Below are 21,479 nucleotides of genomic sequence, written 5' to 3' on the forward strand. Positions count from 1 at the left end.
ACGGGCCTAGGTCGCTAGGTGTTCGATGCCAATTCTGATTCCGTAATGACGCGAGTTCTCCTTGTTGATGACGAACCAGAACTACTCGACGCATGGAGTTTTGCGTTGACATATGTCGGCTACGAAGTTTCGACCGCCCGCGATGGACGAGTAGCGATGGCTTTCTTGGAGAACGCTCCGGTCCAACTGATCGTGACCGACCTAATGATGCCGGGTATGGACGGGGTCGCGCTGTGCAGAGCGCTGAGAGCGCGGCAGGAGTGGACTTCGCTACCTATAATTGTTCACTCTTCCGCTCATCCTGACGGCGTCAAAGCCGACTCGCCCCTGTGGGACGCCTTTCTTCGCAAACCCGCGAGAATGCAGGACTTCCTCGCGACAGTCGAGAGATTGATCCGTCAATGACATTCAAAAAGTTGGTCTCGCATCCACCGGCATGCTCCTTCTATCGCGTTGGGGCAAAGTGATGGATTTTCCCGCCGCAACACCCCCAAACGATCCCCTTATCACTTCTGCACTCTGCGCATCTCTCTTTGAGCGCTTGCCGGATCCATATCTAGTACTAGATCCTGACCTGTTCGTAGTTGGTCGAAATGCCTCGTTTCGTTCTCGTTTCGATAACGACCATGTGGCGCAACTATGCGTAACATGCGACACGACGCACCGTTGTCTCTGCGAAAATCCGCTCGTTAAACAACTCGTCAGGGATATGCGGCTAGGCGAGGTTAAGGTATCGAGGCCAATCAGGATCCACGTTCTTGGCGACAACGATTGTTCCGAGGCGACGTTTCGCTATTGGCAAATGCATGTTTCCTTCTTGCCAGCGACAGCAAAGGAAGGATCATGTTTTGCGATTCGCTTTGAAGATGTCACAGGGCGCACGGCTTGGGAGGCGCGCGAACGGAACGAAAGAGCGAGGCTCACTTCGCACGAAAGATTGCAACGCGTCCTCGTAAAAGAAGCTCGCAAACATCTCGACGACCAGCTCACGCGCTTCGAGCATGCGTTAGCAATCGCCGGCTTGGGCTCTTGGGAGGTCAATGTGAGCACCGGAGAAATCTCCTGCAATGAGCAATGTGTCAAGCACCTTTGCCAGGTTTCGCCGCAGATGGTCACACGCGATATGTTGCTCGGTGGCGACGGAAGTGCTAGTGCGAATCGTGATGCGGCGCTCCGAAGACACGAATCATTTGAATTTGAGCGGAGAAATGAATCCAGCTCGGGAGAGCACTGGATACTAGTCCGCGGGACGGGGCGCTTCAACGCCGAAGGAGCGATGGAGGCAATCGTCGGGTTCACGTTCGACATCACGTTGCGCAAAAAGCATGAGTTACAACTTAGCGCCGAGGCGGATGCGGAACGAGATGCACGGAGACGCAGTGACATGCTCGCGCGCACGATGGATGAGTTCATCGCGAGCGTCAGTCATGAATTGCGATCGCCTCTAAATGCGCTTGTTGCCTGGGCCGACATATTACAGCTTGCAGCAGAGCCCGCTCATATTACCCGGGCAGGGGAAGCCATTCGCCGGAACGGTCGACAATTGTCACGAATGGTGGATGACCTCCTTGATAGCGGTGCAATTACGACCGGTAAGCTAACGGTCAGCCTAAGGCCGATCGATCTCGGCGCGTTAGCATTGGGCGTTAGCGAAGACATTCGCAGACAAGCGGAACACAAGCAGATTGAGCTACGGGCGTCGCATATCTTGCCGTGCATCATTTCGGCAGACGAGAATCGAATCGGGCAGGTTATTTGGAACTTGCTTTCGAACGCTGTTAAGTTCACGGAGGCGGGCTTCATTGAACTTTCGGTCACAACAACTGGCCCCCATGCCATCCTTAAGATCCAAGACACTGGTCGAGGGATCACACGCGACGCGTTGCCAGCTGTGTTTGAGCGGTTCCGACAAATTGCGCCAGAAGCGAGTGGACGAAAAGGTGGCCTGGGTCTCGGCTTATGGCTGGTTAAGCACATCGTCGTGCTTCACGGAGGTTCGGTAGAGGCGCACAGTGAAGGACTGGGACGCGGCTCGACTTTCACAGTCCGCTTACCGCTCGTTTAAATCCAATACCGATCATGTGATCTTTCCTGCAAGTTGGACCGGGCTTTCACGCCCCCCTTATTAGGCGGCGGTCGGCCCGAGGTTTGTGAGCAAGGTCAGTGTTCAGCGGGCAGAATGATAGCGCCGATCCTGCCCGCGTAGTCCGCGTTTTTAGGTAATCGCAACCCGCCGGACTGACTGATGCGCAGAAGCTTTTTTCTTTATCTGGACCGTCAGCACGCCGTTTTCAAACTTCGCTTGAATTTTGTCAAAGTCAACTTCATCCGGTAAGAGAATCGTGCGGACGAATGAGCCGTACGAACGTTCAAGTCGGTAGCAGCCGTTTTCCTCTCTACGGACATCCTGCTTCTTCACGCCGCGCACGACTAACGCGCCATTCTCAATTGCGACGGTGACGTCTTTACGGTCTACCCCGGGCAATTCTGCGGTGACACGCAGCACCTCTCCATCATCTACGACATCCATATTTGGCCGAAACCATGGCGCGCTGAAATCGCCGAACCACTGCCGCAGGCCCGATAAGGCCATAAGGGGATCACTTCTCAAGCCTCCTGCGGTGCGGATGCGGCTGTGGAAGATTGGCGGGCTAAAACCCTCATCGGGCCAATCTTCACCCGAGTGAGCAGCCGTAGCGTGCTGCTTTCCAGGATCATCACCGTTGCTTTTGTTTTTGCGCAGAAAACGAAATGGGTTCCATTTGCTCAAGTCCAAGCTCATTTCACACCTCTCAAAAAATGATTAACGTGAAATGCACGAGGAGGTTCCACGTGCGTCTGTCGAGCACATTCTATGAACTTGTTTCGGAATTTCAAGGCCTAGAAAGACAGATTATGGTCCCGCTTATGTGTGATCGAGAGGCTAATGCTCCGGCTCGACGTCGGGATCTTTGTGGTCGTGCTCGGGCACGTAGGGTCCAAGCTCCGGATGGTCCTTTCCCTTTGGCACGAGAGACGCATCCATACTTCCGTGTTCTTTTTGCTCAATCGTGCCGTCTGGCTTTTCAGTCACGTCTCCCGTGCCGAGCATTTCTTTCCGCTTATCAGCCCGCTCAACTGGATCAGATGGTTCGGGATTCATTTTTGGCCTCCACGAGGTAATCGAATTGACGCGGTTGATGCGAGCAATGATGGTGCCTAGAACCTGCCTTTTCGTTGTTCAAATCGGCCTGGTGATCATCGCTGGTCCCTGTGATAGATCGAATTTCCTTGCTCTGAACTAGCCAACGATACGCGGCGCCGACCGAATTGGGCGGGATTGATGCCAAGTATGACGAAAGCCGTCGCGACCGATGAAGAGCATGAACTCGAATGCAAGCATTCGACAAATCATCACGAAATCACTAGAGTTCTCATGCTGCATTGCAGCACGCCTGATTTACCCGAGGATGTGTTGGTGTCAGGGGATTGACCATGTTGAGAGAACGCTATGTGACTGAGGGCTTAACTTTGCATGTCTTCGCGGACGTAGGAGGGTGGCTTTGGGCGCTCACGGTTCCGCGGGCTGCAGGAGGCGGTTTCAAAGTAATTGCCTATAGTGATGAGACATTCGCTTCTGAAGATGATGCTCGCATCGACGGCCTTCGAGCCTTCGCCGACATGTGCCCATGAGCACAGACGCGCTCCTGCGCGAAATCAGCCGTAGCGCGCCCGGTTAAGCACGCGGCATATTTGACAGAGTCCGCAATCGCGAGTTTGTTGTTTTACAACGCACTGTTGACCGGTGAGTGCGCCCCGGGAGACCGCCGATTTGCAGCGCCAATTTCCAGGGAACGCCTGCCCGGTCTGAAGTGGCCGCGGTGGGTCCGATGGATTACTCGATTTTCGCTTTCTTGCACTAATATTGTTCCGAGGCGAGTGTAAGACGCAGAACGCAGACTTTGAACTACATTACAACAAACGGACCGGCACCTCGACAGGTGCCGCCACTGCATATTCGACACAAACTTCTGGTGATCCGAAATGTCAGATGAAAAGACAGAAGAGCGAATTCGTCGGCTTGCATACGAACTTTGGGAAAAAGAAGGTAGCCCAGACGGAAGAGCGGAAGACTTTTGGGAGCAAGCGAAGCGCATCCTTGGTGTCGAATCGCCGGATCCGGTCGCATCAGATGATAAGCGTGAGCAGCATCAGCATTTGGCTAGCGAGAACGAGCTAGCATCGACACAAGATAAAAATCCGATCCCACTCAATTCAACCAGCAAATGAACGCGGTTGACGTTGCGCAATGTCGATAAAGAGCACACTTGCGCGCGACTCAACAAGTCACCGAGCATACGCTTTAGGCTGCCATGGCTTTACATAACTAAAGTTATCAATCGGACCCCAATTTATCGGAAGACTCGGCGGAGCGAAGAGCGTTGGTTAGTAGGGCCTGTCAGACCCTCGTTTCCGACCGCTGACCCTAATTAACGAAAAGAGAAGTAGAGGGCATTTAAACACTCCGCCGGCGCTGCATGCGGGGACGTAAGTTTGATGCACGTCGCCGGGAACGCGACGAATGGCATTCTCTCGGCCTCCGCGCGTCGACGCGAGCAGGGCATTGGGCGGCCTTAGCCCCTACTGGCGCCCGGACGGCTCATGGACAAGTTGATGCAATTGCGCTAAACTGATGTTGCAAATGAACGCAACATCGGAGCTCCTCATGTCCTCGACCGCCGCTTCCCCGCTGCACAACCTCTGGTCGATTGTCCTGTCCAAGGTCGGCGGTGCCCACATCGAGCTCGGCGACAACTTCGTCATCACGAACAACGAGGTTGGCCCGGCGCCGCGGGCGGGTGGCAAGGCTGCCGCCAAGGGCGACCCGAATTACGTCAAGGGCGTCGTTAGGGCGCTCAAGATCGACTCCAAGCTTGGTCGGCACGCGCACGTGCACCGCAAGTCTGCTGTCGGGCTCTTCACGATCCCTGACCACCTGTCGGCCAAGCAAGCCTACGTCATCGTCAAGTTGGGCATCCCTAGCCGCAGCCTGGAGCCGCTGAGCGACCACTTGGGCATCGGCAAGGGCGCGGCCGCGGGTGTCCTGGGAATGGACCGCGCCACGGCCAACCGCAAGGTGGCCAAGGACGACGTGCTTCCGACCTACGCGGCCGAGAGCATGCTTCGCCTGCTCGAGCTCGACGCGATGGCTCGCGACACCTTTGAGACTGATGAAGAAGCGGCTGCGTGGCTGCGCCAGCCACACCCGATGCTCGACGGGGAGACGCCGCTGGACTGCGCCAAGTCCGGCTTTGGCGCCGAACGCGTCAAGGACATCCTCAACGCCGTCAAGTACGGTGGCGTCGTTTGATCACGGTCTACCGCATCGGCTACTGCGACACGCCGGCACCGGCGCTCAACGTCCTGCTCATGAGTCTGGGCTATGGCTCGACGCAGGGCAACGGCCGCTGGCACACCAAGGGGCCCAACCAGGTCGTCTACTGCGGCTCGAGCCGGGCACTGTGCCAGCTCGAAAAGCGCGTGCACGCCAACGGCGCCAACCCCAAGAACCAGGCGCTCATGCGGTTGGAGATTCCCCCGGACGCTTCCCTGATCGACGTCGAGACGCTGGGCCTGCCCGCGGACTGGCGCGACGACGAGACGCCCACCCAGACCATCGGCAACACCTGGGTTGCCTCGGGCGCGAGCCTGGGGCTATGGGTGCCGTCCTACATTGAGCCCGGCGAGCGGAACGTGCTACTCAACCCCGCGCACCCGGCGTACGCCACCGTCACCCTCCACATCGAGCGCCACCCGTTCAAGTTCGACCCGCGGCTGTTCATCGCGCCGGCCCCCGCAGCGCCTGGCGGCACTTCGCCCTGATGCGCCAACTTCCAGACGCCACGAGAGTTCTTTGGCTGTCTTGCTGAGGCAAGCGCCGAAAGGCATCTGGCAGTGCCGGCCATCCGACTGAAGGTGCGAATGTACAGGCGCTTCCGAGATTCCCCATTCCGTAACGAACTCAGCCAACTTTTCGGAATCGGAGAAATATCCATGCTCGTCGTCTGCTCGGACGAAGTGGTGCAAATGGCAATTGATGCCAAATGGCGCGATCCTGAGTTTAGCCGCGCGAAGCTGCACAAGCTGATTCGCGAGGCGCCGGGCGAGAAAGGCGCGAGATCCCCAAAGGAAAGAACATGAGTCGCTACGAAATCCACCAAGTCGAGGAAGCAATCAACTATTGGCGAGCACGGCAACAGGCAGGCGAGGACGCAGCGCTCTGTCCTCGCGCCCGTGTTCTCGCAGATGTGTACGGGACGCTCATTTTCGAAGGCGCGGAAAGCGTCGACGCGCGGGTCTTGTCGCCGGAGCAAAACGAAGCGATTAACCTCGCGCTCGCGCAAGGGGAGCTGCCGCTCTAACATCTCGCGCCCGGGCGTTGGAAGGTTGGGCGGCCGCTAGCCTTGACACACGCATTACCCCGGCACAATGGAGTTTGTTCCTCGCCTGTCGATTGGGCACTCAACCGAAAAGGACTCAAAAGTACATGCGGCGGCCGACTCAATCACAGGCGAAACTATTGGAGCAACTCGACCGTGGGTATTCGATTGAGGAAGTGGCGGCACGGCTTGGAAAGAGCGTCCTTGCGGCACGGCGCCAGGTCGCGCGGATCAAAAAGCGCGTGCGCGAAGGGAAGCTCGCGCCCTCGCCGCTGCCCATCGAACTCGCTGCTCGCGAGCCTCGAATCTATCTGGCTGGCTTCGACGTGTTTCGCACGGACGCCAAAACCCACGGCGAACATCTAAAGCACCTCTGTCGGGAACGCGGGTTCGTGGGTCTGTATCCGCTGGATAGAGACGTGCCCGTTTCTCTCGGACCCGAAGAAGCCGCTCGTTGGACCTACCGCGCCAACATCGACGCGATTCGGTCCGCGGATATCATCATGGCCAATATCAACGATTTTCGTGGCCCAGGTGAACCGGATAGCGGGACCGCTTTCGAAATAGGTTTTGCCGCCGCGCTCGGAAAGCCCGTATTCGGGTATCGGACGAGCGCTGAACCTCTGATTGAGCGGTTTCCGCGGCTGCCGTCGGCGGGCAACGTCTCGCTTTGCGCCGGCGGCTATCTCATCGAAGACTTCAGCGGGAGCGTCAACGTTATGATTTCGACTTCGACCCAGATCATCGTCGGCGGGCCGGCTGAGTGTCTTGATGCGATAAGGGCTGCGTGGGCGTCGGAAAGCGCCCTCCCTTTGATGACGGGTTTGGCGAAGCGTTAGCTTCGTGGGGATTGGGGATGCGCGATTTCAGTATATCGAGTTTTACCGGTTCGGAAGTTTGGCTCGCTTCTCCCGAGGAAGCGTACCTTCAATGGCAGCGCGCCGAAGCGACAGGTGCGGATCGGCGCGCGTTCTCAGATCAGTCCGTAATCCAGCACTGCGCGATGTTTTCCCGCTTCAACGACTACCTGATCGCCCACCGGTTGACCGTGGCCACCTTCGGTGCAGATCACGTGGAGGGCTTCTTCGCAACGTCGGAACGAGACTGGGCAACCGGAACCACAACCCGCTTGCGCTACCTCAAGCTTATCGATCGATTCACGCGCCATTTGATCGCGCTCGATATGCGTAAGGACAATCCCGCCGAGCAGATGCTGGTGCGAGAAAGCTGGCCGGAGGACGAGCCGATACCCGCGTATCTGTCCGAGGCCGACGACTTGCGTCTGCAGGACTCTTTGCGATCAACGGAGTATGAGTCGTTCAAAGCCTTGCGAAACGCCGCGATCGTCGCGCTCTTTCTGGCGTCAGGAATAACGGCGGCCGAACTCCGGACCGCGCAGCTCGATGACCTTGACGTTGACGAGGTTCGCCCCACGATTTATGTGCCGAAACACGGGCCGCGGATCGCTCGCAGGGTTCCGATCGACGACTTTGCGGCGGCTGTATTGCGCGCCTATCACGGCGTTAGAGAAGAGATGCAGTGCGCGACCAGTTGGCTCTTTGTCGCGACCGCCGGAGGGAAACCGATGAAGCCCGACACGCTCGGGGCATGTGTGCGCGCCGCGATTCACAGCGCCGGTACCTTGGCCGTCGACGAGAGCCCGCGGTTGCTGCGCAACACGTACGCCCGCCGACATCTCAACGCAGGCAAGACCAACGAACAGGTAAGCAACCTACTCGGATTGTCGAGTCATCGTACAGTCACTCGGCTGCGGGAGACGATGAACGTCGGTCCAGCGTGAGTGCGTCCTGACGGCGGAGCGCTAGTCAACGTAGCAGCTACCCACCGTATGCATGGGGTGCAAACAGCAGGCGCCGAGCGATTGCTATTCTCCGGACCTCGTCTATCAAAGGCCGGGACTTAGCGCTATCACGAGCAACGGGTAACTCTAGCTTCTCAAGTGCTTCACGAACAATAAGGACGCTTTCGTCGAACGCGGCCTTAGCCATGGTGGCGTCGACTAAACAAGTTCGGAGTTTGTTGCAATAAGTAGCATTATTCTTGTTGCCTGCCCCAGGGAACTCATCAGTCTCGTAGCGCACTCGGAATGCGAAGAGCAAAAAATATTTGAATGGCCGAATATTGCGCTCTTCGTTCGTCAGCTTGCGGAGGGCGAACTCAAATCGATAAGCTGCCAAGGCAGATACGAAATATGGCTCGGGTTTGTGCGTTGACTGGAAAACCCGCTCTTTTACAGTTTTTAGCAACGTGCCTTGATATCGACTGGCTTGGTTGGGGGAATCCAAAAACATAGAGGCAAAGCACTTCAGCTGACTGCCAATTGTCACGATCCGTCCTTTTTCAATGCCGCTATCACTCGCGTATTGCTTTGCCCTTCTTTCGTAATAGAGCTTCGATTCTCCTTCTATACCCGAGTAATAATCCTCCAAGTCCCTTTGGAACTGTGTAAGAGCGAGGAGGTCGTTTTCCTCTACGTTCGTCTGTTTGTTTGTCGACTTTATTATGCTTTGGGCAACATCTTCACTGACGGTGTGGATTAATTTGACTGGAACGAAGAGGTCCCCGGTGATTTGGTGCCGGTTAGAAAATATTACGTGGCTTGTTTGGCAGCCATTTACAATTTGATAGTCTTCGAGAACATACTGATTTGAGGTAACTTTTATGTTCCGTGCAACGATTGTAATACCGTTGTTGCGCAAGACAAATTGATCGAACAGTTTATCAGTGATGGTCTTTGCGATATCTGCATTGACAGGATTTTCGCCTTGAAAATCTCGAACGTTATCAATGAAAACGGACTTGATTATATCTCCGCTATCATCGGTCAATAATTTTAGGAATTCATTGACTGGGAGAACACCCAGATATGATGCGCTCACCCCATCGATGGTTGGTAGCGTAATGAGCTTTTCAAATATCACCTCGCGCGAAATGCTTTTCTTCGTTGCCCGATAACGGGCCTGAAGCTGGCGCGCGCCAATCGGCTCAAATGTAACCTCGGAAAACAGGTTCGTATCTAATAGATCCTGTCGCTTTCGCTTGATAGCTTCTACAAGGTAAGCGTCGTCTGACCAGTTTCCCGTGCAAACGTAATATACGCGACACACGGGATTATCTTTTAGCCGAGAGGCATTCTGAAGGATGCGCTCTTTTATTTGAATAAGACGCTTAACATCAATATTCACAGGTAGTTTCTGACTTGTAGAGAAAACCTCATTCACGAGGTTGTCCCCTAGCGCGATAATGGCCGCCCCATCGAAACTAGACGACGATTTCGCCTGAATAATAATGAATTCCACATCCAGATAGCCGTTTAGCGCCAGAACATCGTCGACGTATTCGGCGTCGCTTGCGACTCGTCCATTGACCTTGACGGCGAAAGCGTCAACATTAAGGTCTTGACCGTCGCCGGCAACTAAATCGGTCGTATCGAACTCCTCGGTATAGTGTGACGAAACGACACTGTAGGCAGCAAAGTGCTCAAACTGTTTGTCTTTGGGTAGGTCAGTGAGTGCATTGCTCTCAACAAAATCCCTAAAGAGAGCTTGGGTAACAGAATCCATTGAAATTCCTCACAAGAACAAATTTCGGCTCAGTGTAGAGCAAAATCATATCCACATTACGGATGACCGGCTATTCGGGTTTGATGCGCCTCTGTCGGAAGCCTAAAAAGCGCTGGTAGGCCATACCCGTTCGGCGTAACGGCACTACTGTCGAGACCGTCAGCACCCCCCGCACGATATAAGGCAGCGTATGACAAGGGCTCACACGGTTCCATGCCCTTTCATCCCAATGAGCCGAGCGGGCGGATACTAAAACGGACGATACGTATATTTTTGACGGCTAGCGCTGTCCGCTTTGCTTTTGACCCGCCAATACCTGCTGGCCTTACCGACTGAGTTAAAAGCGACTTTTTCCCATCCACGGGTGTTGCGCTCAATCACGGGCGCTTTCGCCGTCTTCACCCTTGTCGATGACTTGACTTCTTCTCGCCCTCAATAAGCTTTGTCGTGCGTCGGAAATGACTTTGGCGCGTAACAGCGAGGTATGGCATGGTCTATAAAAGCAGTTTCAAAGACATCATTTATCCCGAATCGAGTCGGGAGCCGCGGGTTACTCGGTATCGTGTCGTGCTCACCACAGCGCCGACGCACGTTATCTCCGCAATCATTCAGTTCACGCAAGACGACGACCTTGCTCTCGCCTATCATTCGCCGCTTGAGCCGACGCTCGATCTGCTGCTTGATCGGGTTATAGCGCGCGAATTGCAGGGCATTCGCCTCGACCGCATCACGCTCGTCGTTCAGACTGGGCCGAAACTGATGCAGTACCCGATCAACTTTAACGCCGTCGAATTCCAAAAGCGCGGCAACCCCGTCTCGGAGATAGGTACGGGGAAAAAGAAGGCGATTCACATTCGCTCCCATGACGTTGTCGGCGGTTCGGTCGCATTCTTCGTTGACCGACAAGGTGCAAGCGAGGTTGACGAGTCGCTCGCGCAAATGCTGCGTTAAACGCGCTTCGCTCAGCGGCAGCCGCCGAGCCAGTTGCCACTACGAGAATTTAATATGATCGCGCGTTACGCGGTTGGGCGGTGGAAATCCTTGTGGGCGAGCGAACCTCACACGAGCCATCGGATCGTCTTGGATCTCGTTACAAAAACTGTTCTGGCAGGTCAAGACAGTCGGAGTCGAAGTTGGACTCCGATGCGACTCGAGCACGTCGCCTACATGCAGCAGATTCTCGATGAAACGTTCTCTGAAATATTCGACAACCCTGCGGATTTCAAATTTACGATTTGTGACGAAATACCGGCATGGGCTTTTCAGGCTTGGGCTTGGCCAAGCGACGAATTCCCTGACGAAGGTGTTGACCAAAAGGTTCGAGCGACCGGCCGGCAAGATTCGCGGCAATCGTGATAGCAGGCGCCTCACCCACTCCGCAAACCTATGCAGCGAAACGACGCTTGTCGATCCGCTGTTGACCTTCGCGTTGTGCGATGCTTGTGACGCATCGGAGAGTAGGTCGGTCATTCACGGGATAAATCCACTGGCGTGAACTCCACCCCGCTGACGATGTGGGGAGCCACCACCACGACTCAAGTCTCCGACCTAGTGTTTCAAACGATGCACTTGATGCAGGAAGCGAACGAAAGCGCGCAATGCGTCATGATCCTCCTTGGAAATAGGATCAGGATCGAAGTGCATTACGTCATTGCGAATCAATCGAACTCGATCCAGTTCGTTGATAAACGAGACACGGTCAATCTGTAGACCCACCCTTTTCCAGCGCTCAGGCTCCTGTAAAAGTCGGATCGTCTCGCCGAGCGTCAAGTCGGCAACTGACGCAACTTCACGACCTTGATCTTCTGGGTTTCGGATTTCCCGAAGCTGTTCTTCCGTGAATTTACCGCCGATCAGAAAGCGAATGAAATTCTCGATCTCACCTAACAGAAGGAAAGGCTCAGACAATTGCTGGAATTGGAGGTTCAGGTCCGTCGATGTCACGATGCCTGAGATGCTGTTGTCAATGCCGCGAACCAAAACATACGACTCTGCGGCAATCACTCGGATTACATCGAACAGTGAGTCCGAATGCTTCACCTCCACGGCCTGCTTCTGGCACTGTCGCACTGCCGTCGGCTTGGGGTTGTCGAACATGAGATGCCAGGCAATCGAAGACCACGTAACGACGCCTTTCAACTCTCGTCCGCTAACGACGGGAAGCTGCGAAAAATCTCGCATCATCATGACCGTCATTGCTTCCTCCAGTGTGCAATCAGGAGCGACGGTAACTGGCGGCCGGATCGCTGCCTCCAAGCGACTCACCCGAAAAGCGGGTTCCGTCATGGCGCCACCGAGATATAAGGGTGGCGCAACGACACCTTCCGCCGCAACGACAGCATTTCCCGCGATTACATTCGCTTCGCCGACAATCTCTTCCGCGCCGTGAGGTTCCGCTTCCACAGCAGGCTCTTGGTGCAAACGAAACACCAGCGCAGCATCGAGGCTTGAGTGATTGAAGTATGGGTCGGTATCAATCCCATTTCGCTGCAGCGCTTGGTCAATCTCATAGACGACGTTGGCTCCTCGCCGTTCGGCTCCCCCCCAACGGAGCAGTTCTCGCACTGAGATAGGCACTGGGCCTTGTCCGTTGTCCAGATCTTCACGAACGCGCGCTAGGTTGGTTTGCAAGCCGACAATATCCATGATTCTGCCAAGTAGCACTGAGGTGCTCATTTTAGACTTATTGGCGGAAAAGGTAGCTTTCTCGACAGCGATCTACGTAATCCGATACAACCGTTTTAAAGCGAAAAGGGACACCTGAACATCTCGACGGGAATAAACGAACGGCTTTTATCGCCGGGAACCGCCAAACGACGGCTAGATCCGACAAAATGTCGGCGCAATTATTCTGCTGTCTTCATCTTCTCAATCAGTCGGTCGAGACGCTTGCTGGCCTCAAGTACTGCTCCAAACCGCACCTCTCGCAGTTGTCGGTCGTGTTCGTTGACGATGTCCACCAGCCGTTGAAGAAGCTCGCTCGGAAAATCGTCTTTCGGCCGATCTAGCGCCGCGAGCACCTCTTCCTCGGCCAGACGAATGTACTCAAGGTCGAGCAGACCATGACCCATCTCCGTCAGGAAACTCGTGAGAAGGACCGTCTGGGCCATGCAAGTTGCATGTGCGCGCGTGCCGCGTTTGTTTCGGATCGCTTCGAACGCGAGTCGGCATTGCAACGCCAGCGCCTCCGCGTCCGCGCGCGGCATCGGTAGCAACAGCACTTTGCTATCGCGACTGAGTATCTTTCGAGGCGGTCGTTGTTTTTTGGCGGTAGGCATAAATCGATGCGTAAAAAGTAGTGGTCCGATTTTATCAACGCCATAAAAGCACGATCGTTCGCAAATACATGATGGGTTTGGTCGTTGCCCCGGGGCAACGGGTGCGGTTCTGCCTCTACGCGGTTTTTGACTGGCTCCTTTTTCTCCTTTCCCCTAGTTAGCATTCGTGCCGCTACGAAAATAGACTAGAATACTGTACATATATACAGTAATAGGGATAGCGCTCGTGGCCTCGCCCGCGCCAGAAACAATTCACGCATCGCTTTGGCGAGGTACGCAGCTGGCGGCCGCGCGGACCAACGTCGTCCCGTGCGGATTTGAAAATCTCGCGGCGGAACTACCCGGTGGAGGTTGGCCGAAGAGCGCTCTGACCGACCTGATGGTGAGTCAGCCGGGGATCGGAGAAATGCGCCTGCTGCTTCCGGCATTGCGCGCGGTCGCGCGACGCCCCATTGGATTGCTCCAGGCGCCGCACCGATTTCATCCGGAAGCGGCGGCATATTGGGGATTGCCGGAGACGGCACTTAACGTCATTCGAGCCAGCAAGACGGCCGATGCGCTCTGGTCCGCGGAGCAGATTTTGCGCGCAGGTAGTTTCGGCGCGCTGATCTTTTGGCAAACCCATGTCCGGCCTGAATCGCTACGGAGACTACACCTCGCCGCGCAGACTTCGGAAACGCTGTTTTTCATGGTGCGTCCGTTGGCGAATGCCAGCGACACGTCGCCGGCCCCGCTGCGCCTCGCCGTGCGGCCCGGGCGCGACAGCGTCGCCGTTGAGTTCGTGAAGCGACGTGGCCCCGCTCGCGACGAACCGCTGATAGTCCAACTCTCTCATTCGCCCATCCTGTTGAGTCGTCATGCAAGTCTGGATCGGCGTGTACCTGCCGCACCTCAGCCGCGAAGTCTTCCGGCCGAACTGGTCTCCTAATACTGGAGCGGGACTCGTCGTGCTCGACCACGAACGGGTCATTTCCTTTGACGAGCCCGCGCACGACGCGGGCATTCGCGCAGGGATGCGGCGAGGCGGCGTACTGACGCTGGCCCCCGATGCGAAACTTCACGAGCGCGACGAACTTCGCGAACAACATGCCGTGTCCGACGCGGCCACCGCCCTCATGCAGTTCAGCCCGCAAGTCGCGATCGCCGAGGAGCAAACGGTCCTTGTCGACGTATCGGCGAGCCTCCGTTTGTTCGGGGGCATCCGGTCGATCCTTCGCCTCATCAGGAGCGCGCTTGCCGCCTTCGGTTTTACCGTCCAAACCAGCACTGCTCCAACGGGGCAAGCAGCATGGTTGATGGCGCGATATCGTGGCGGCCAGCGGCTGACCATTGCGTCGTTCGAACGACAACTTCATCGCTTGCCGGCCCTTTTGGTGCCGGAGGCGCGGCGTTTCGCCGACTGGTTCACCGGGTTGGGCTGTACTTCGATTGCGGATCTGCGGCGCTTGCCGCGCGCGGGGCTCAAAAAACGGTGCGGCACGGCGCTGCTCGACACCCTTGACCGTGCTGTAGGGGAGGCTCCGGAATTGTTCGAATGGGTTCAGACACCGCCGTCATTCAGCGCGCGGCTCGAATTGCCGGATCGGGTCGAGCACGCCGAGGCCGTCCTCTTCGCCGCCCGCCGTCTGATCGTGCAACTCACCGGATGGCTCGCGAGCAAACAACTCGCGCTGAGTCGCTTCACAGTACGACTCGAACACGAACGTGGGCGCGCTGCATTGCCGCCGACGGCCATCGAGATCGCGCTCGCCGAACCGACATGGCACGAAGAACATCTGACGCGCCTGCTTAAAGAGCGCCTTGGCCGGATCGAGCTCGTCGCCGCCGTCATTGCGATACGGCTCGAAGTCAATGAGGTGGAAGCGGCTGCTCCGCCGTCCGACACGCTCTTTCCGGAACCAGGCGGCAACGCCGAAGACCACAACCGGCTGATGGAATTATTGGTCGCGCGCCTCGGCCCCGAAAACGTCTTGCGGGCTGCCCCGATTGCCGACCACCGGCCAGAAGTGATCGCAAATTGGGTCTCAGTGACCAGTGATGCAAAAGGATGCGCTTTGCCGGCCGATCGGCCGCGGCCGTCATGGTTGCTGGAGACGCCCGTCCAGCTGATGACGCGCCAGCATCGCCCGTTCTACGGCAGTCCGCTGCGCACGGTGTCGCCGGGCGAGCGCGTCGAAGGTGGCTGGTGGGATGGCGAACTCGTGACGCGTGACTACTTCGTCGCCGAGGCCGACGACCGGACCTGCTACTGGATCTACCGCGAACGCGTCGGCAGCCGCGACGAAGAGGATCCGCGATGGTTCCTGCACGGGCTTTTCGGATAAGACCATGTCGTCCGTTCCCATCGGCCTGCCCGGCTATGCCGAGTTGCAGTGCTTTTCCAATTTCACGTTTCTACGCGGCGCGTCGCACGCCGAGGATCTGATCGAGCGCGCCGAGCGGCTCGGATATCTTGCCATCGCCATCACAGATGAGTGCTCGCTCGCCGGCGTCGTACGCGCACACGTCGCTGCGAAGGAGGCAAATGTCCGGTTGATCGTTGGTGCGCATTTTCAGGTGACGAACCCGGACGGTACGCCCGCCCTCGCCTTCACGGCACTGGCGCAGAATCGCGACGGATACGGCAACCTGAGCGAACTGATCACGCTCGCACGCACCCGAACATCAAAAGGCACGTACCTCCTCACGCCGAACGACCTCGCGCGGCCCGACGCGCCCTACTCGCATCTTCGTGGTCTGCCTGACTGCCTCGTTATTCTGTCGCCTGAGTTTCCGGCGACCGAAACACGTCTTGATGCGCAGGTAGAGTGGCTTGCCGCAACTTTCGAAGACCGTTGTTGGGTAGCGCTCACGTTGCACGCGCGTGCAATGGACGATATCCATCGAGGGATTGTCGAATACGTTGCGGATAAGCATGACGTGCCGGTCGTGGCCACCGGCGGCGTGACGATGCACGTGCGTTCTCGCAAGCCTTTGCAGGACTCTCTCACGGCAATCCGCCTGAATCGCTCGATCGCCGAATGTGGATTCGAACTCGCACAGAACGCGGAACAGCATCTGAGATCGAAGTTGCGACTTGCGAACCTCTATCCGGAACGCGCGCTTACGGAGACGCTGAACGTAGCCAACCGATGCTCGTTTCGTTTGGACGAACTCCGATACGAATACCCCGACGAACTGGTGCCAGCCGGCGTGACACCGACGAACTATCTCCGCCAGGAAACGTACATCGGTGCGCACCGACGCTTCCCTGCAGGCATTCCGCACGCGGTACAAAAGCAGATCGAGCACGAACTGGCGTTGATCGCTGACCTGAAATATGAGCCTTACTTCCTGACCGTCTATGACCTTGTGCGCTTCGCTCGCAACGAAGGCATCTTGTGTCAGGGAAGAGGGTCCGCGGCCAACTCCGCTGTCTGCTATTGCCTTGGCGTGACCGAGGTCGATCCCGCGCGCAGTAGCATGCTATTTGAGCGGTTCATCTCGAAAGAGCGTGCCGAGCCGCCTGACATCGACGTGGACTTCGAGCACCAGCGCCGGGAAGAGGTGATCCAGTACATCTATCGCAAGTACACGCGCACGCGCGCCGCGCTCGCGGCCGCCGTCACGACCTACCGGCCTAAGAGCGCGCTGCGTGATTCGGGCAAGGCGCTGGGGATCGACCCGGCGATCGTCGACAAGGTCGCAAAAGCACACCAATGGTTCGATTCCAGCGCAGACCTTCTCAATCGCTTCGTCGAATCCGGCCTTGATCCGGAAGCGCCGATGATCCAGCAGTGGGCCACACTCGCCTCTCAGCTGCTCGGTTTTCCGCGACACCTTTCTCAACACACGGGCGGCTTCGTGATCGCGCGCGGCAAGCTTTCCCGGCTCGTGCCCATTGAGAACGCGTCAATGGTCGATCGCACCGTGATCCAGTGGGATAAGGACGACTTGGAAGCACTCGGTCTATTGAAGATCGACGTACTCGCGCTCGGCATGCTGTCGGCGATCCGCCGTACGCTCGATCTCGTGTCGCAGCAGCGCGGCGAGCCGTTCGAGATACAGGACATACCGCCGGAGGATCCGGCCACCTACGAGATGATTTGTCGCGCAGACACCGTCGGCGTCTTCCAGATCGAATCGCGCGCGCAAATGAGCATGCTGCCGCGCCTTCAGCCGCGGACGTTCTATGACCTCGTGATCGAGGTCGCCCTTGTAAGGCCCGGCCCGATTCAAGGCGGGGCCGTGCATCCATATTTGCGCCGCCGTCAGGGTTTCGAGACAGTCACGTATCCCAGCGATGCCCTAAAAGTTGCGCTCGGGCGCACGCTCGGCGTACCCATCTTCCAGGAGCAGGTGATGCAAGTCGCGATTCTCGCGGCTGGATTCACACCGGGTGAAGCAGATCAACTTCGAAGAGCCATGGCCGCCTGGAAGCGCAAGGGTGGTCTGCAACAGTACTACGATCGCATCGTCAATGGCATGACGGAACGTGGCTATGAGACGGACTTCGCCGAAGGGATTTTTGAGCAGATAAAAGGGTTTGCGGAGTACGGTTTTCCAGAGAGTCATTCGGCAAGCTTTGCCCTCCTCGTCTACGCCAGCAGTTGGCTCAAGTGCCACGAACCGGCCGCCTTCCTATGCGCGATGCTCAACAGCCAGCCGATGGGCTTTTACTCGCCCTCGCAGCTTGTTCAGGACGCGAAGCGCCACAAGGTGCGCGTTTTGCCGGTTGACGTGACCATCAGCAACTGGGATTCGGCGCTCGAAGGCGACGGCTCGATGGCACCGGTGCGGCTCGGGCTCTCGCTTGTTCGCGGTATGCGTGACGAATCCGCCGCGCGTATCGAGTCAGCACGCGCGGTGCGGCCGTTCGCGGACGTCAACGACCTTGCGAACCGTGCGCAGCTCGACCGGCACGACCTGCAAGTGCTCGCCGATGCAAACGCGCTGCACTCGCTGGCCGGCAACCGCCGTCAGGCTCTCTGGCAAGCGGTGGCGGCTGTTCCGGACCGTGATCTGCTCCGAGCGACCTCGCGCGAGGAAGAGACTCCAATGCTGGCAGCGCCAAGTGAAGGGGAAGAAATTATCGGCGACTATCGTTCGACTGGCCTGACACTCAACCGGCATCCCCTCTCGTTACTGCGTGATCGGCTCGATGCAAAAAAAATTTACAGCGCCGCGAAGCTGGGGACCTATCCCAACGGACGTCTTGCCCGCGCGTGCGGCATCGTGACCGTGAGGCAACGACCGGGAACCGCAAATGGAGTGCTGTTCCTAACGTTGGAGGACGAGACCGGCCAGGTCAATGTCATCGTCTGGCCATCACTCGTTGAGAAATTCAGAAGAGAGGCGCTCGGGGCATCGCTGCTTGGCATCTTCGGTGTATGGCAGCGGGAAGGCGAGGTGAAACATCTTGTCGCGAACCGGCTCGTCGATCTGACGCACCTTTTGGGTAGCCTCACAACGGCAAGCCGGAATTTCCATTAACTTGCGCCAAGCGCGGGAACGTTAGGAAACTCGGCGGCGGGCCACGACATGCGCTGAATCACCCGGAAAATCGCCCTATTCCCCCCGCACCTTCGTTGCAGCAAAAACGAAAGATGCTCAAAAACGCGCGTCATTCCGCTCCGCGCAGCTCCATTTTCTATTCACCATCTTAGTGCTACGCGTACGTCATGCACGACGGACCCTTTGTCGGTTTTTCGGGCTACAGCAGGACCGTCGCGCCTTGACACAGCGGTTATTACGCAAGACTGGACTTTACCGCCTCGTGCCGTAAGCGAGTTCGCGGTTACGGCACGCGATCAAATCGCCCGCGCAGGTGTCCATCAACACAACGAGGTTTGAATTGAATTTATCGTCGGTTGCTTCTCCCTCCTTTCGCCTAACCGCTTTGGCAACGTTGGCGATCGCCGCGCTAACTGCGTGCGGCGGGGGCTCCGGTTCCTCAGAGAATACGAGCGCCGCTAGCCAAAGAGCGATCTCGCAAAAAGTGACGTTCCTGCCACCCGCATCCGCTCCGCAGGCAGTTTCTCCCACCGGCGACCCGAAGGCGGACGGCATTGCATTCATGAATGCGGTTCGCCACAACGTCGGCTATCCGACGGCCATCGCCGTCGACAACGGTCTAACCACGTCATCCCAAAATCACGCAGCCTACCTGGTCGCGAACTCGACGACCGGTCATTACGAAACCGCCGGCCTGCCGGGCTATACGGGTGCATCACCGTTCGATCGCATTGCGGCCGTGGGATTTCCTAACATCGCTTCGGAAGTGACAGTCGCGGGCGATGTGCACGCGTTCTATAGCTCGCTGACGGCGGTCCAATTGATATTCGACGCTCCGTATCACCGAATGGGGATGCTGGCGGACTACGCACGCATGGGTGTAGGCAGCATGACAGGCGCGACATGGAGCGCCTTCAACATCGACTTCGGAGATCGGACGACCAACTTGAGCTCGTCGCAAGCCGTTGCGTATCCCTACGCTGGTCAAACAGGTGTACCTACGAGTTGGTACGCGTATGAAGACCCTGACCCGTTTGCTTCCGCGCCGCAGTACAGGCAAACCTACACCGGTTATCCGGTCACGATCCAAGGGAAGCTGTTTTCGAAGTTGAGTTCGGTGAACATCACCATAACTGACAGCGGCGGCAACAGTGTCTTGTGCCAACTGCAGACGCCCGAGAACGACTCCCACCTAACGTCTGGTGCGATGTGCATTCCGTTCGCGCCGTTCGCTGCCAGTTCTACCTACACGGTGCATGCAGTGGGCGTACTGACGGATCCGTTTGAAACGGGCACGCCGGCGCATCCGATCGACCTGACATGGTCGTTCACTACGGCTAGCCCGAGCGACGCGACGGCGAAAGCGGCTACCCGAGGAGTTCGCCCGCCGTTAGTTCAGTAAGGACCATCCGACCGAAACGAGCGCGACCTTCGACCGATCCTCGACGACCGCAACCCGGTACGTGATGCATCCCGCGCGAGCGCGGGCGTCCGGACAATCCGCTTCCAAGCGAAATCAAAGCGACGCCGGACCGCTTTACTACGGGCACATCTCTTTTCTCAGGTGCAACCACGGCGACCTTCCTTGACTTCGCAGCGTGATCGATAGCCTGTTTGATGACGCGGATGAATCCGCGTCGCAATCTTCATCCAAGCGAGATACACATGGAACCGATAAAGAAAGAACCTGTCGACACGATCAAGTCGCTCATCGACGTCATCCAGGCTGCATTCACGGCCGCATGGAAAGCGGTCCTCCTACTTGGCGGCCTGATCTTGGTCGCTTATTGCTACTTTGAAAGCATCGTGCCCGAGAGCCTTTCGCTTGGCGATGCGTTCTTCCTTGCGTCCGCCGCGTTCTCTTTCACGTGCATCGCTGTCGTCGGACTCGGCTTCGGTGCCTTTTCGATGTTGTGGGTGCTCAAGCTTCTCGTCGTCGCAAATAACTTCCGGCTCAAGCGGCGCGGCGAGCCACCGGCGGCCACGTTGCATCGGGCAGTCGATAGCGGGTCGATGGTCTTCATGTCGTTCCTCGTTGCGCTTCCCCTCGCCTATCTTTTGATTTTTGTGAGGGATCAAGCGCCCGACGCGCGCATGCACGCGACGCTGATGTTCTTTGCGGCTGTCGGCGCGATCACGGCGATCCTCCTGCTGATCGTTCCCGCCAAGGCGCAGCAATCCGATATTCGCTTCACGGTAGGTTTTCTCGCGATGGCCGTCTTCGGCGCGCGCGCTCTGGTCGCAACTCGTCCGGCCTTGCTGAATTTGGCGATGGTCAATCTTGGTGTTCGCTCCGCGCCCGGCCAGGTCGTGCTCTTCTCCGACTCCGAGCACACGCAGTTGGCGGCCGTCGCAACGGCCAGCGGCGTGAAGGTGCAATTCTGCAAGCTCCCGGGCACAGACAAGTGGGGGACCCGCGACGCCCGCGCGGTCTGGCATGGTGTCGGCGGAAGCTCCTATGTCCGGCTTTTCGACGAGACGGCGGCATCTCGAAACGTTCTCGTGCGGGCGAACCGCGCTGACGTGGAAGTGGTCCGCGGCGAGCAGACCAGCTTTGATTGCGCTCCCGAGGTGGCCACCGCTCCAATCAGTAAGTCTTCGTGATGCACATCTTCGCGAAGGGTCAAAAAAGATGGAAAGGGCATCAAAAAGACGTCTCTTTCCAGCCCTATCGTCGTTTCTCGGCTGGTAACGTTGATATCGCC

21 protein-coding genes are annotated in these 21,479 nt (G+C 57.4%); 16 read left to right on the forward strand and 5 right to left on the reverse strand.

Going from position 1 to position 21,479, the window contains the following annotated elements:
* Window positions 1-45: 45 nt before the first annotated feature.
* On the forward strand, window positions 46-405 hold the full coding sequence (locus AC3D25_RS30455; RefSeq protein WP_488892311.1) for a response regulator: 360 nt from the start codon (window positions 46-48) through the stop codon (window positions 403-405).
* 397 nt (window positions 406-802) lie between these two features.
* Window positions 803-2,065, forward strand: coding sequence for a PAS domain-containing sensor histidine kinase (locus AC3D25_RS30460; protein WP_488892247.1), 1,263 nt, complete (start codon window positions 803-805; stop codon window positions 2,063-2,065).
* Window positions 2,066-2,215: 150 nt separating this feature from the next.
* On the opposite strand, the gene AC3D25_RS30465 is transcribed toward AC3D25_RS30460, so the two are convergent.
* Together AC3D25_RS30465 and AC3D25_RS30470 are read right to left on the reverse strand one after the other, a co-directional pair.
* Window positions 2,216-2,770, reverse strand: a complete 555-nt coding sequence (locus AC3D25_RS30465) for an Hsp20/alpha crystallin family protein (RefSeq protein ID WP_488892248.1) — start codon at window positions 2,768-2,770, stop codon at window positions 2,216-2,218.
* A gap of 153 nt (window positions 2,771-2,923) precedes the next feature.
* On the reverse strand, window positions 2,924-3,142 hold the full coding sequence (locus AC3D25_RS30470; RefSeq protein ID WP_488892249.1) for a hypothetical protein: 219 nt from the start codon (window positions 3,140-3,142) through the stop codon (window positions 2,924-2,926).
* A gap of 881 nt (window positions 3,143-4,023) precedes the next feature.
* On the opposite strand from AC3D25_RS30470, the gene AC3D25_RS30475 reads away from it, so the two are divergent.
* From AC3D25_RS30475 to AC3D25_RS30505, 7 genes are all read left to right on the forward strand, one after another.
* Window positions 4,024-4,269: a DUF2934 domain-containing protein gene (locus tag AC3D25_RS30475; protein WP_488892250.1), complete on the forward strand. Its 246-nt coding sequence runs from the start codon at window positions 4,024-4,026 to the stop codon at window positions 4,267-4,269.
* Window positions 4,270-4,705: 436 nt separating this feature from the next.
* Window positions 4,706-5,350: an Xre family toxin-antitoxin system antitoxin gene (locus AC3D25_RS30480; protein WP_488892251.1), complete on the forward strand. Its 645-nt coding sequence runs from the start codon at window positions 4,706-4,708 to the stop codon at window positions 5,348-5,350.
* On the forward strand, window positions 5,347-5,862 hold the full coding sequence (locus tag AC3D25_RS30485) for an RES family NAD+ phosphorylase (RefSeq protein WP_488892252.1): 516 nt from the start codon (window positions 5,347-5,349) through the stop codon (window positions 5,860-5,862). Before AC3D25_RS30480 ends, AC3D25_RS30485 begins: the two co-directional genes overlap by 4 nt.
* Before the next feature lie 171 nt (window positions 5,863-6,033).
* Window positions 6,034-6,180: a hypothetical protein gene (locus tag AC3D25_RS30490; protein ID WP_488892253.1), complete on the forward strand. Its 147-nt coding sequence runs from the start codon at window positions 6,034-6,036 to the stop codon at window positions 6,178-6,180.
* Window positions 6,177-6,401, forward strand: coding sequence for a DUF3717 domain-containing protein (locus AC3D25_RS30495; protein ID WP_488892254.1), 225 nt, complete (start codon window positions 6,177-6,179; stop codon window positions 6,399-6,401). The genes AC3D25_RS30490 and AC3D25_RS30495 overlap by 4 nt, the downstream gene beginning before the upstream one ends.
* A 158-nt stretch (window positions 6,402-6,559) precedes the next feature.
* Window positions 6,560-7,258, forward strand: coding sequence for a nucleoside 2-deoxyribosyltransferase (locus AC3D25_RS30500; protein ID WP_488892255.1), 699 nt, complete (start codon window positions 6,560-6,562; stop codon window positions 7,256-7,258).
* 17 nt (window positions 7,259-7,275) lie between these two features.
* Complete coding sequence (locus tag AC3D25_RS30505; RefSeq protein WP_488892256.1) at window positions 7,276-8,220, forward strand: tyrosine-type recombinase/integrase; 945 nt, start codon at window positions 7,276-7,278, stop codon at window positions 8,218-8,220.
* Between the two features lie 37 nt (window positions 8,221-8,257).
* Here AC3D25_RS30505 and AC3D25_RS30510 read toward each other — a convergent pair whose 3' ends face one another.
* Entirely contained in the window at window positions 8,258-10,003 is a 1,746-nt protein-coding gene (locus tag AC3D25_RS30510) for an AIPR family protein (RefSeq protein WP_488892257.1), read from the reverse strand.
* A gap of 489 nt (window positions 10,004-10,492) precedes the next feature.
* On the opposite strand from AC3D25_RS30510, the gene AC3D25_RS30515 reads away from it, so the two are divergent.
* Entirely contained in the window at window positions 10,493-10,954 is a 462-nt protein-coding gene (locus tag AC3D25_RS30515) for a hypothetical protein (protein ID WP_488892258.1), read from the forward strand.
* A 216-nt stretch (window positions 10,955-11,170) separates the two neighbouring features.
* Window positions 11,171-11,359 (forward strand): hypothetical protein, encoded by a 189-nt coding sequence (locus AC3D25_RS30520; RefSeq protein WP_488892259.1) that lies wholly within the window; start codon window positions 11,171-11,173, stop codon window positions 11,357-11,359.
* A gap of 192 nt (window positions 11,360-11,551) precedes the next feature.
* On the opposite strand, the gene AC3D25_RS30525 is transcribed toward AC3D25_RS30520, so the two are convergent.
* Window positions 11,552-12,649: a CBS domain-containing anti-phage protein gene (locus AC3D25_RS30525; protein ID WP_488892260.1), complete on the reverse strand. Its 1,098-nt coding sequence runs from the start codon at window positions 12,647-12,649 to the stop codon at window positions 11,552-11,554.
* A gap of 200 nt (window positions 12,650-12,849) precedes the next feature.
* Complete coding sequence (locus AC3D25_RS30530; RefSeq protein WP_488892261.1) at window positions 12,850-13,281, reverse strand: transcriptional regulator fis family protein; 432 nt, start codon at window positions 13,279-13,281, stop codon at window positions 12,850-12,852.
* A 226-nt stretch (window positions 13,282-13,507) separates the two neighbouring features.
* Between AC3D25_RS30530 and imuA the strand changes: the two genes are divergently transcribed.
* From imuA to AC3D25_RS30555, 5 genes are all read left to right on the forward strand, one after another.
* Window positions 13,508-14,209 carry a translesion DNA synthesis-associated protein ImuA gene (gene imuA / locus AC3D25_RS30535; RefSeq protein ID WP_488892262.1) on the forward strand — a complete coding sequence of 234 codons (702 nt, stop codon included), beginning with the start codon at window positions 13,508-13,510 and terminating at the stop codon, window positions 14,207-14,209.
* Window positions 14,139-15,605 carry a Y-family DNA polymerase gene (locus AC3D25_RS30540; protein ID WP_488892263.1) on the forward strand — a complete coding sequence of 489 codons (1,467 nt, stop codon included), beginning with the start codon at window positions 14,139-14,141 and terminating at the stop codon, window positions 15,603-15,605. Before imuA ends, AC3D25_RS30540 begins: the two co-directional genes overlap by 71 nt.
* 4 nt (window positions 15,606-15,609) lie before the next feature.
* Entirely contained in the window at window positions 15,610-18,753 is a 3,144-nt protein-coding gene (locus AC3D25_RS30545) for an error-prone DNA polymerase (protein ID WP_488892264.1), read from the forward strand.
* A gap of 361 nt (window positions 18,754-19,114) precedes the next feature.
* Window positions 19,115-20,176 carry a CAP domain-containing protein gene (locus AC3D25_RS30550; RefSeq protein WP_488892265.1) on the forward strand — a complete coding sequence of 354 codons (1,062 nt, stop codon included), beginning with the start codon at window positions 19,115-19,117 and terminating at the stop codon, window positions 20,174-20,176.
* Window positions 20,177-20,439: 263 nt separating this feature from the next.
* Window positions 20,440-21,378 (forward strand): hypothetical protein, encoded by a 939-nt coding sequence (locus AC3D25_RS30555; RefSeq protein WP_488892266.1) that lies wholly within the window; start codon window positions 20,440-20,442, stop codon window positions 21,376-21,378.
* The last annotated feature ends 101 nt before the right edge of the window (window positions 21,379-21,479 follow it).

The organism is Caballeronia sp. SL1002 (assembly GCF_057814995.1).

What these genes read in the sequence shown, in the direction of transcription:
- AC3D25_RS30505 (WP_488892256.1), top strand. Translation starts at nt 7,276, where the DNA reads ATGCGCGATTTCAGTATATCGAGTTTTACCGGTTCGGAAGTTTGGCTC.
- AC3D25_RS30545 (WP_488892264.1), top strand. Translation starts at nt 15,610, where the DNA reads ATGTCGTCCGTTCCCATCGGCCTGCCCGGCTATGCCGAGTTGCAGTGC.
- AC3D25_RS30520 (WP_488892259.1), top strand. Translation starts at nt 11,171, where the DNA reads ATGCAGCAGATTCTCGATGAAACGTTCTCTGAAATATTCGACAACCCT.
- AC3D25_RS30490 (WP_488892253.1), top strand. Translation starts at nt 6,034, where the DNA reads ATGCTCGTCGTCTGCTCGGACGAAGTGGTGCAAATGGCAATTGATGCC.
- AC3D25_RS30530 (WP_488892261.1), bottom strand. Translation starts at nt 13,281, where the DNA reads ATGCCTACCGCCAAAAAACAACGACCGCCTCGAAAGATACTCAGTCGC.
- AC3D25_RS30475 (WP_488892250.1), top strand. Translation starts at nt 4,024, where the DNA reads ATGTCAGATGAAAAGACAGAAGAGCGAATTCGTCGGCTTGCATACGAA.
- AC3D25_RS30455 (WP_488892311.1), top strand. Translation starts at nt 46, where the DNA reads ATGACGCGAGTTCTCCTTGTTGATGACGAACCAGAACTACTCGACGCA.
- AC3D25_RS30540 (WP_488892263.1), top strand. Translation starts at nt 14,139, where the DNA reads ATGCAAGTCTGGATCGGCGTGTACCTGCCGCACCTCAGCCGCGAAGTC.
- AC3D25_RS30510 (WP_488892257.1), bottom strand. Translation starts at nt 10,003, where the DNA reads ATGGATTCTGTTACCCAAGCTCTCTTTAGGGATTTTGTTGAGAGCAAT.
- AC3D25_RS30525 (WP_488892260.1), bottom strand. Translation starts at nt 12,649, where the DNA reads ATGGATATTGTCGGCTTGCAAACCAACCTAGCGCGCGTTCGTGAAGAT.
- AC3D25_RS30555 (WP_488892266.1), top strand. Translation starts at nt 20,440, where the DNA reads ATGGAACCGATAAAGAAAGAACCTGTCGACACGATCAAGTCGCTCATC.
- AC3D25_RS30495 (WP_488892254.1), top strand. Translation starts at nt 6,177, where the DNA reads ATGAGTCGCTACGAAATCCACCAAGTCGAGGAAGCAATCAACTATTGG.
- AC3D25_RS30515 (WP_488892258.1), top strand. Translation starts at nt 10,493, where the DNA reads ATGGTCTATAAAAGCAGTTTCAAAGACATCATTTATCCCGAATCGAGT.
- AC3D25_RS30460 (WP_488892247.1), top strand. Translation starts at nt 803, where the DNA reads ATGCATGTTTCCTTCTTGCCAGCGACAGCAAAGGAAGGATCATGTTTT.
- AC3D25_RS30470 (WP_488892249.1), bottom strand. Translation starts at nt 3,142, where the DNA reads ATGAATCCCGAACCATCTGATCCAGTTGAGCGGGCTGATAAGCGGAAA.
- AC3D25_RS30480 (WP_488892251.1), top strand. Translation starts at nt 4,706, where the DNA reads ATGTCCTCGACCGCCGCTTCCCCGCTGCACAACCTCTGGTCGATTGTC.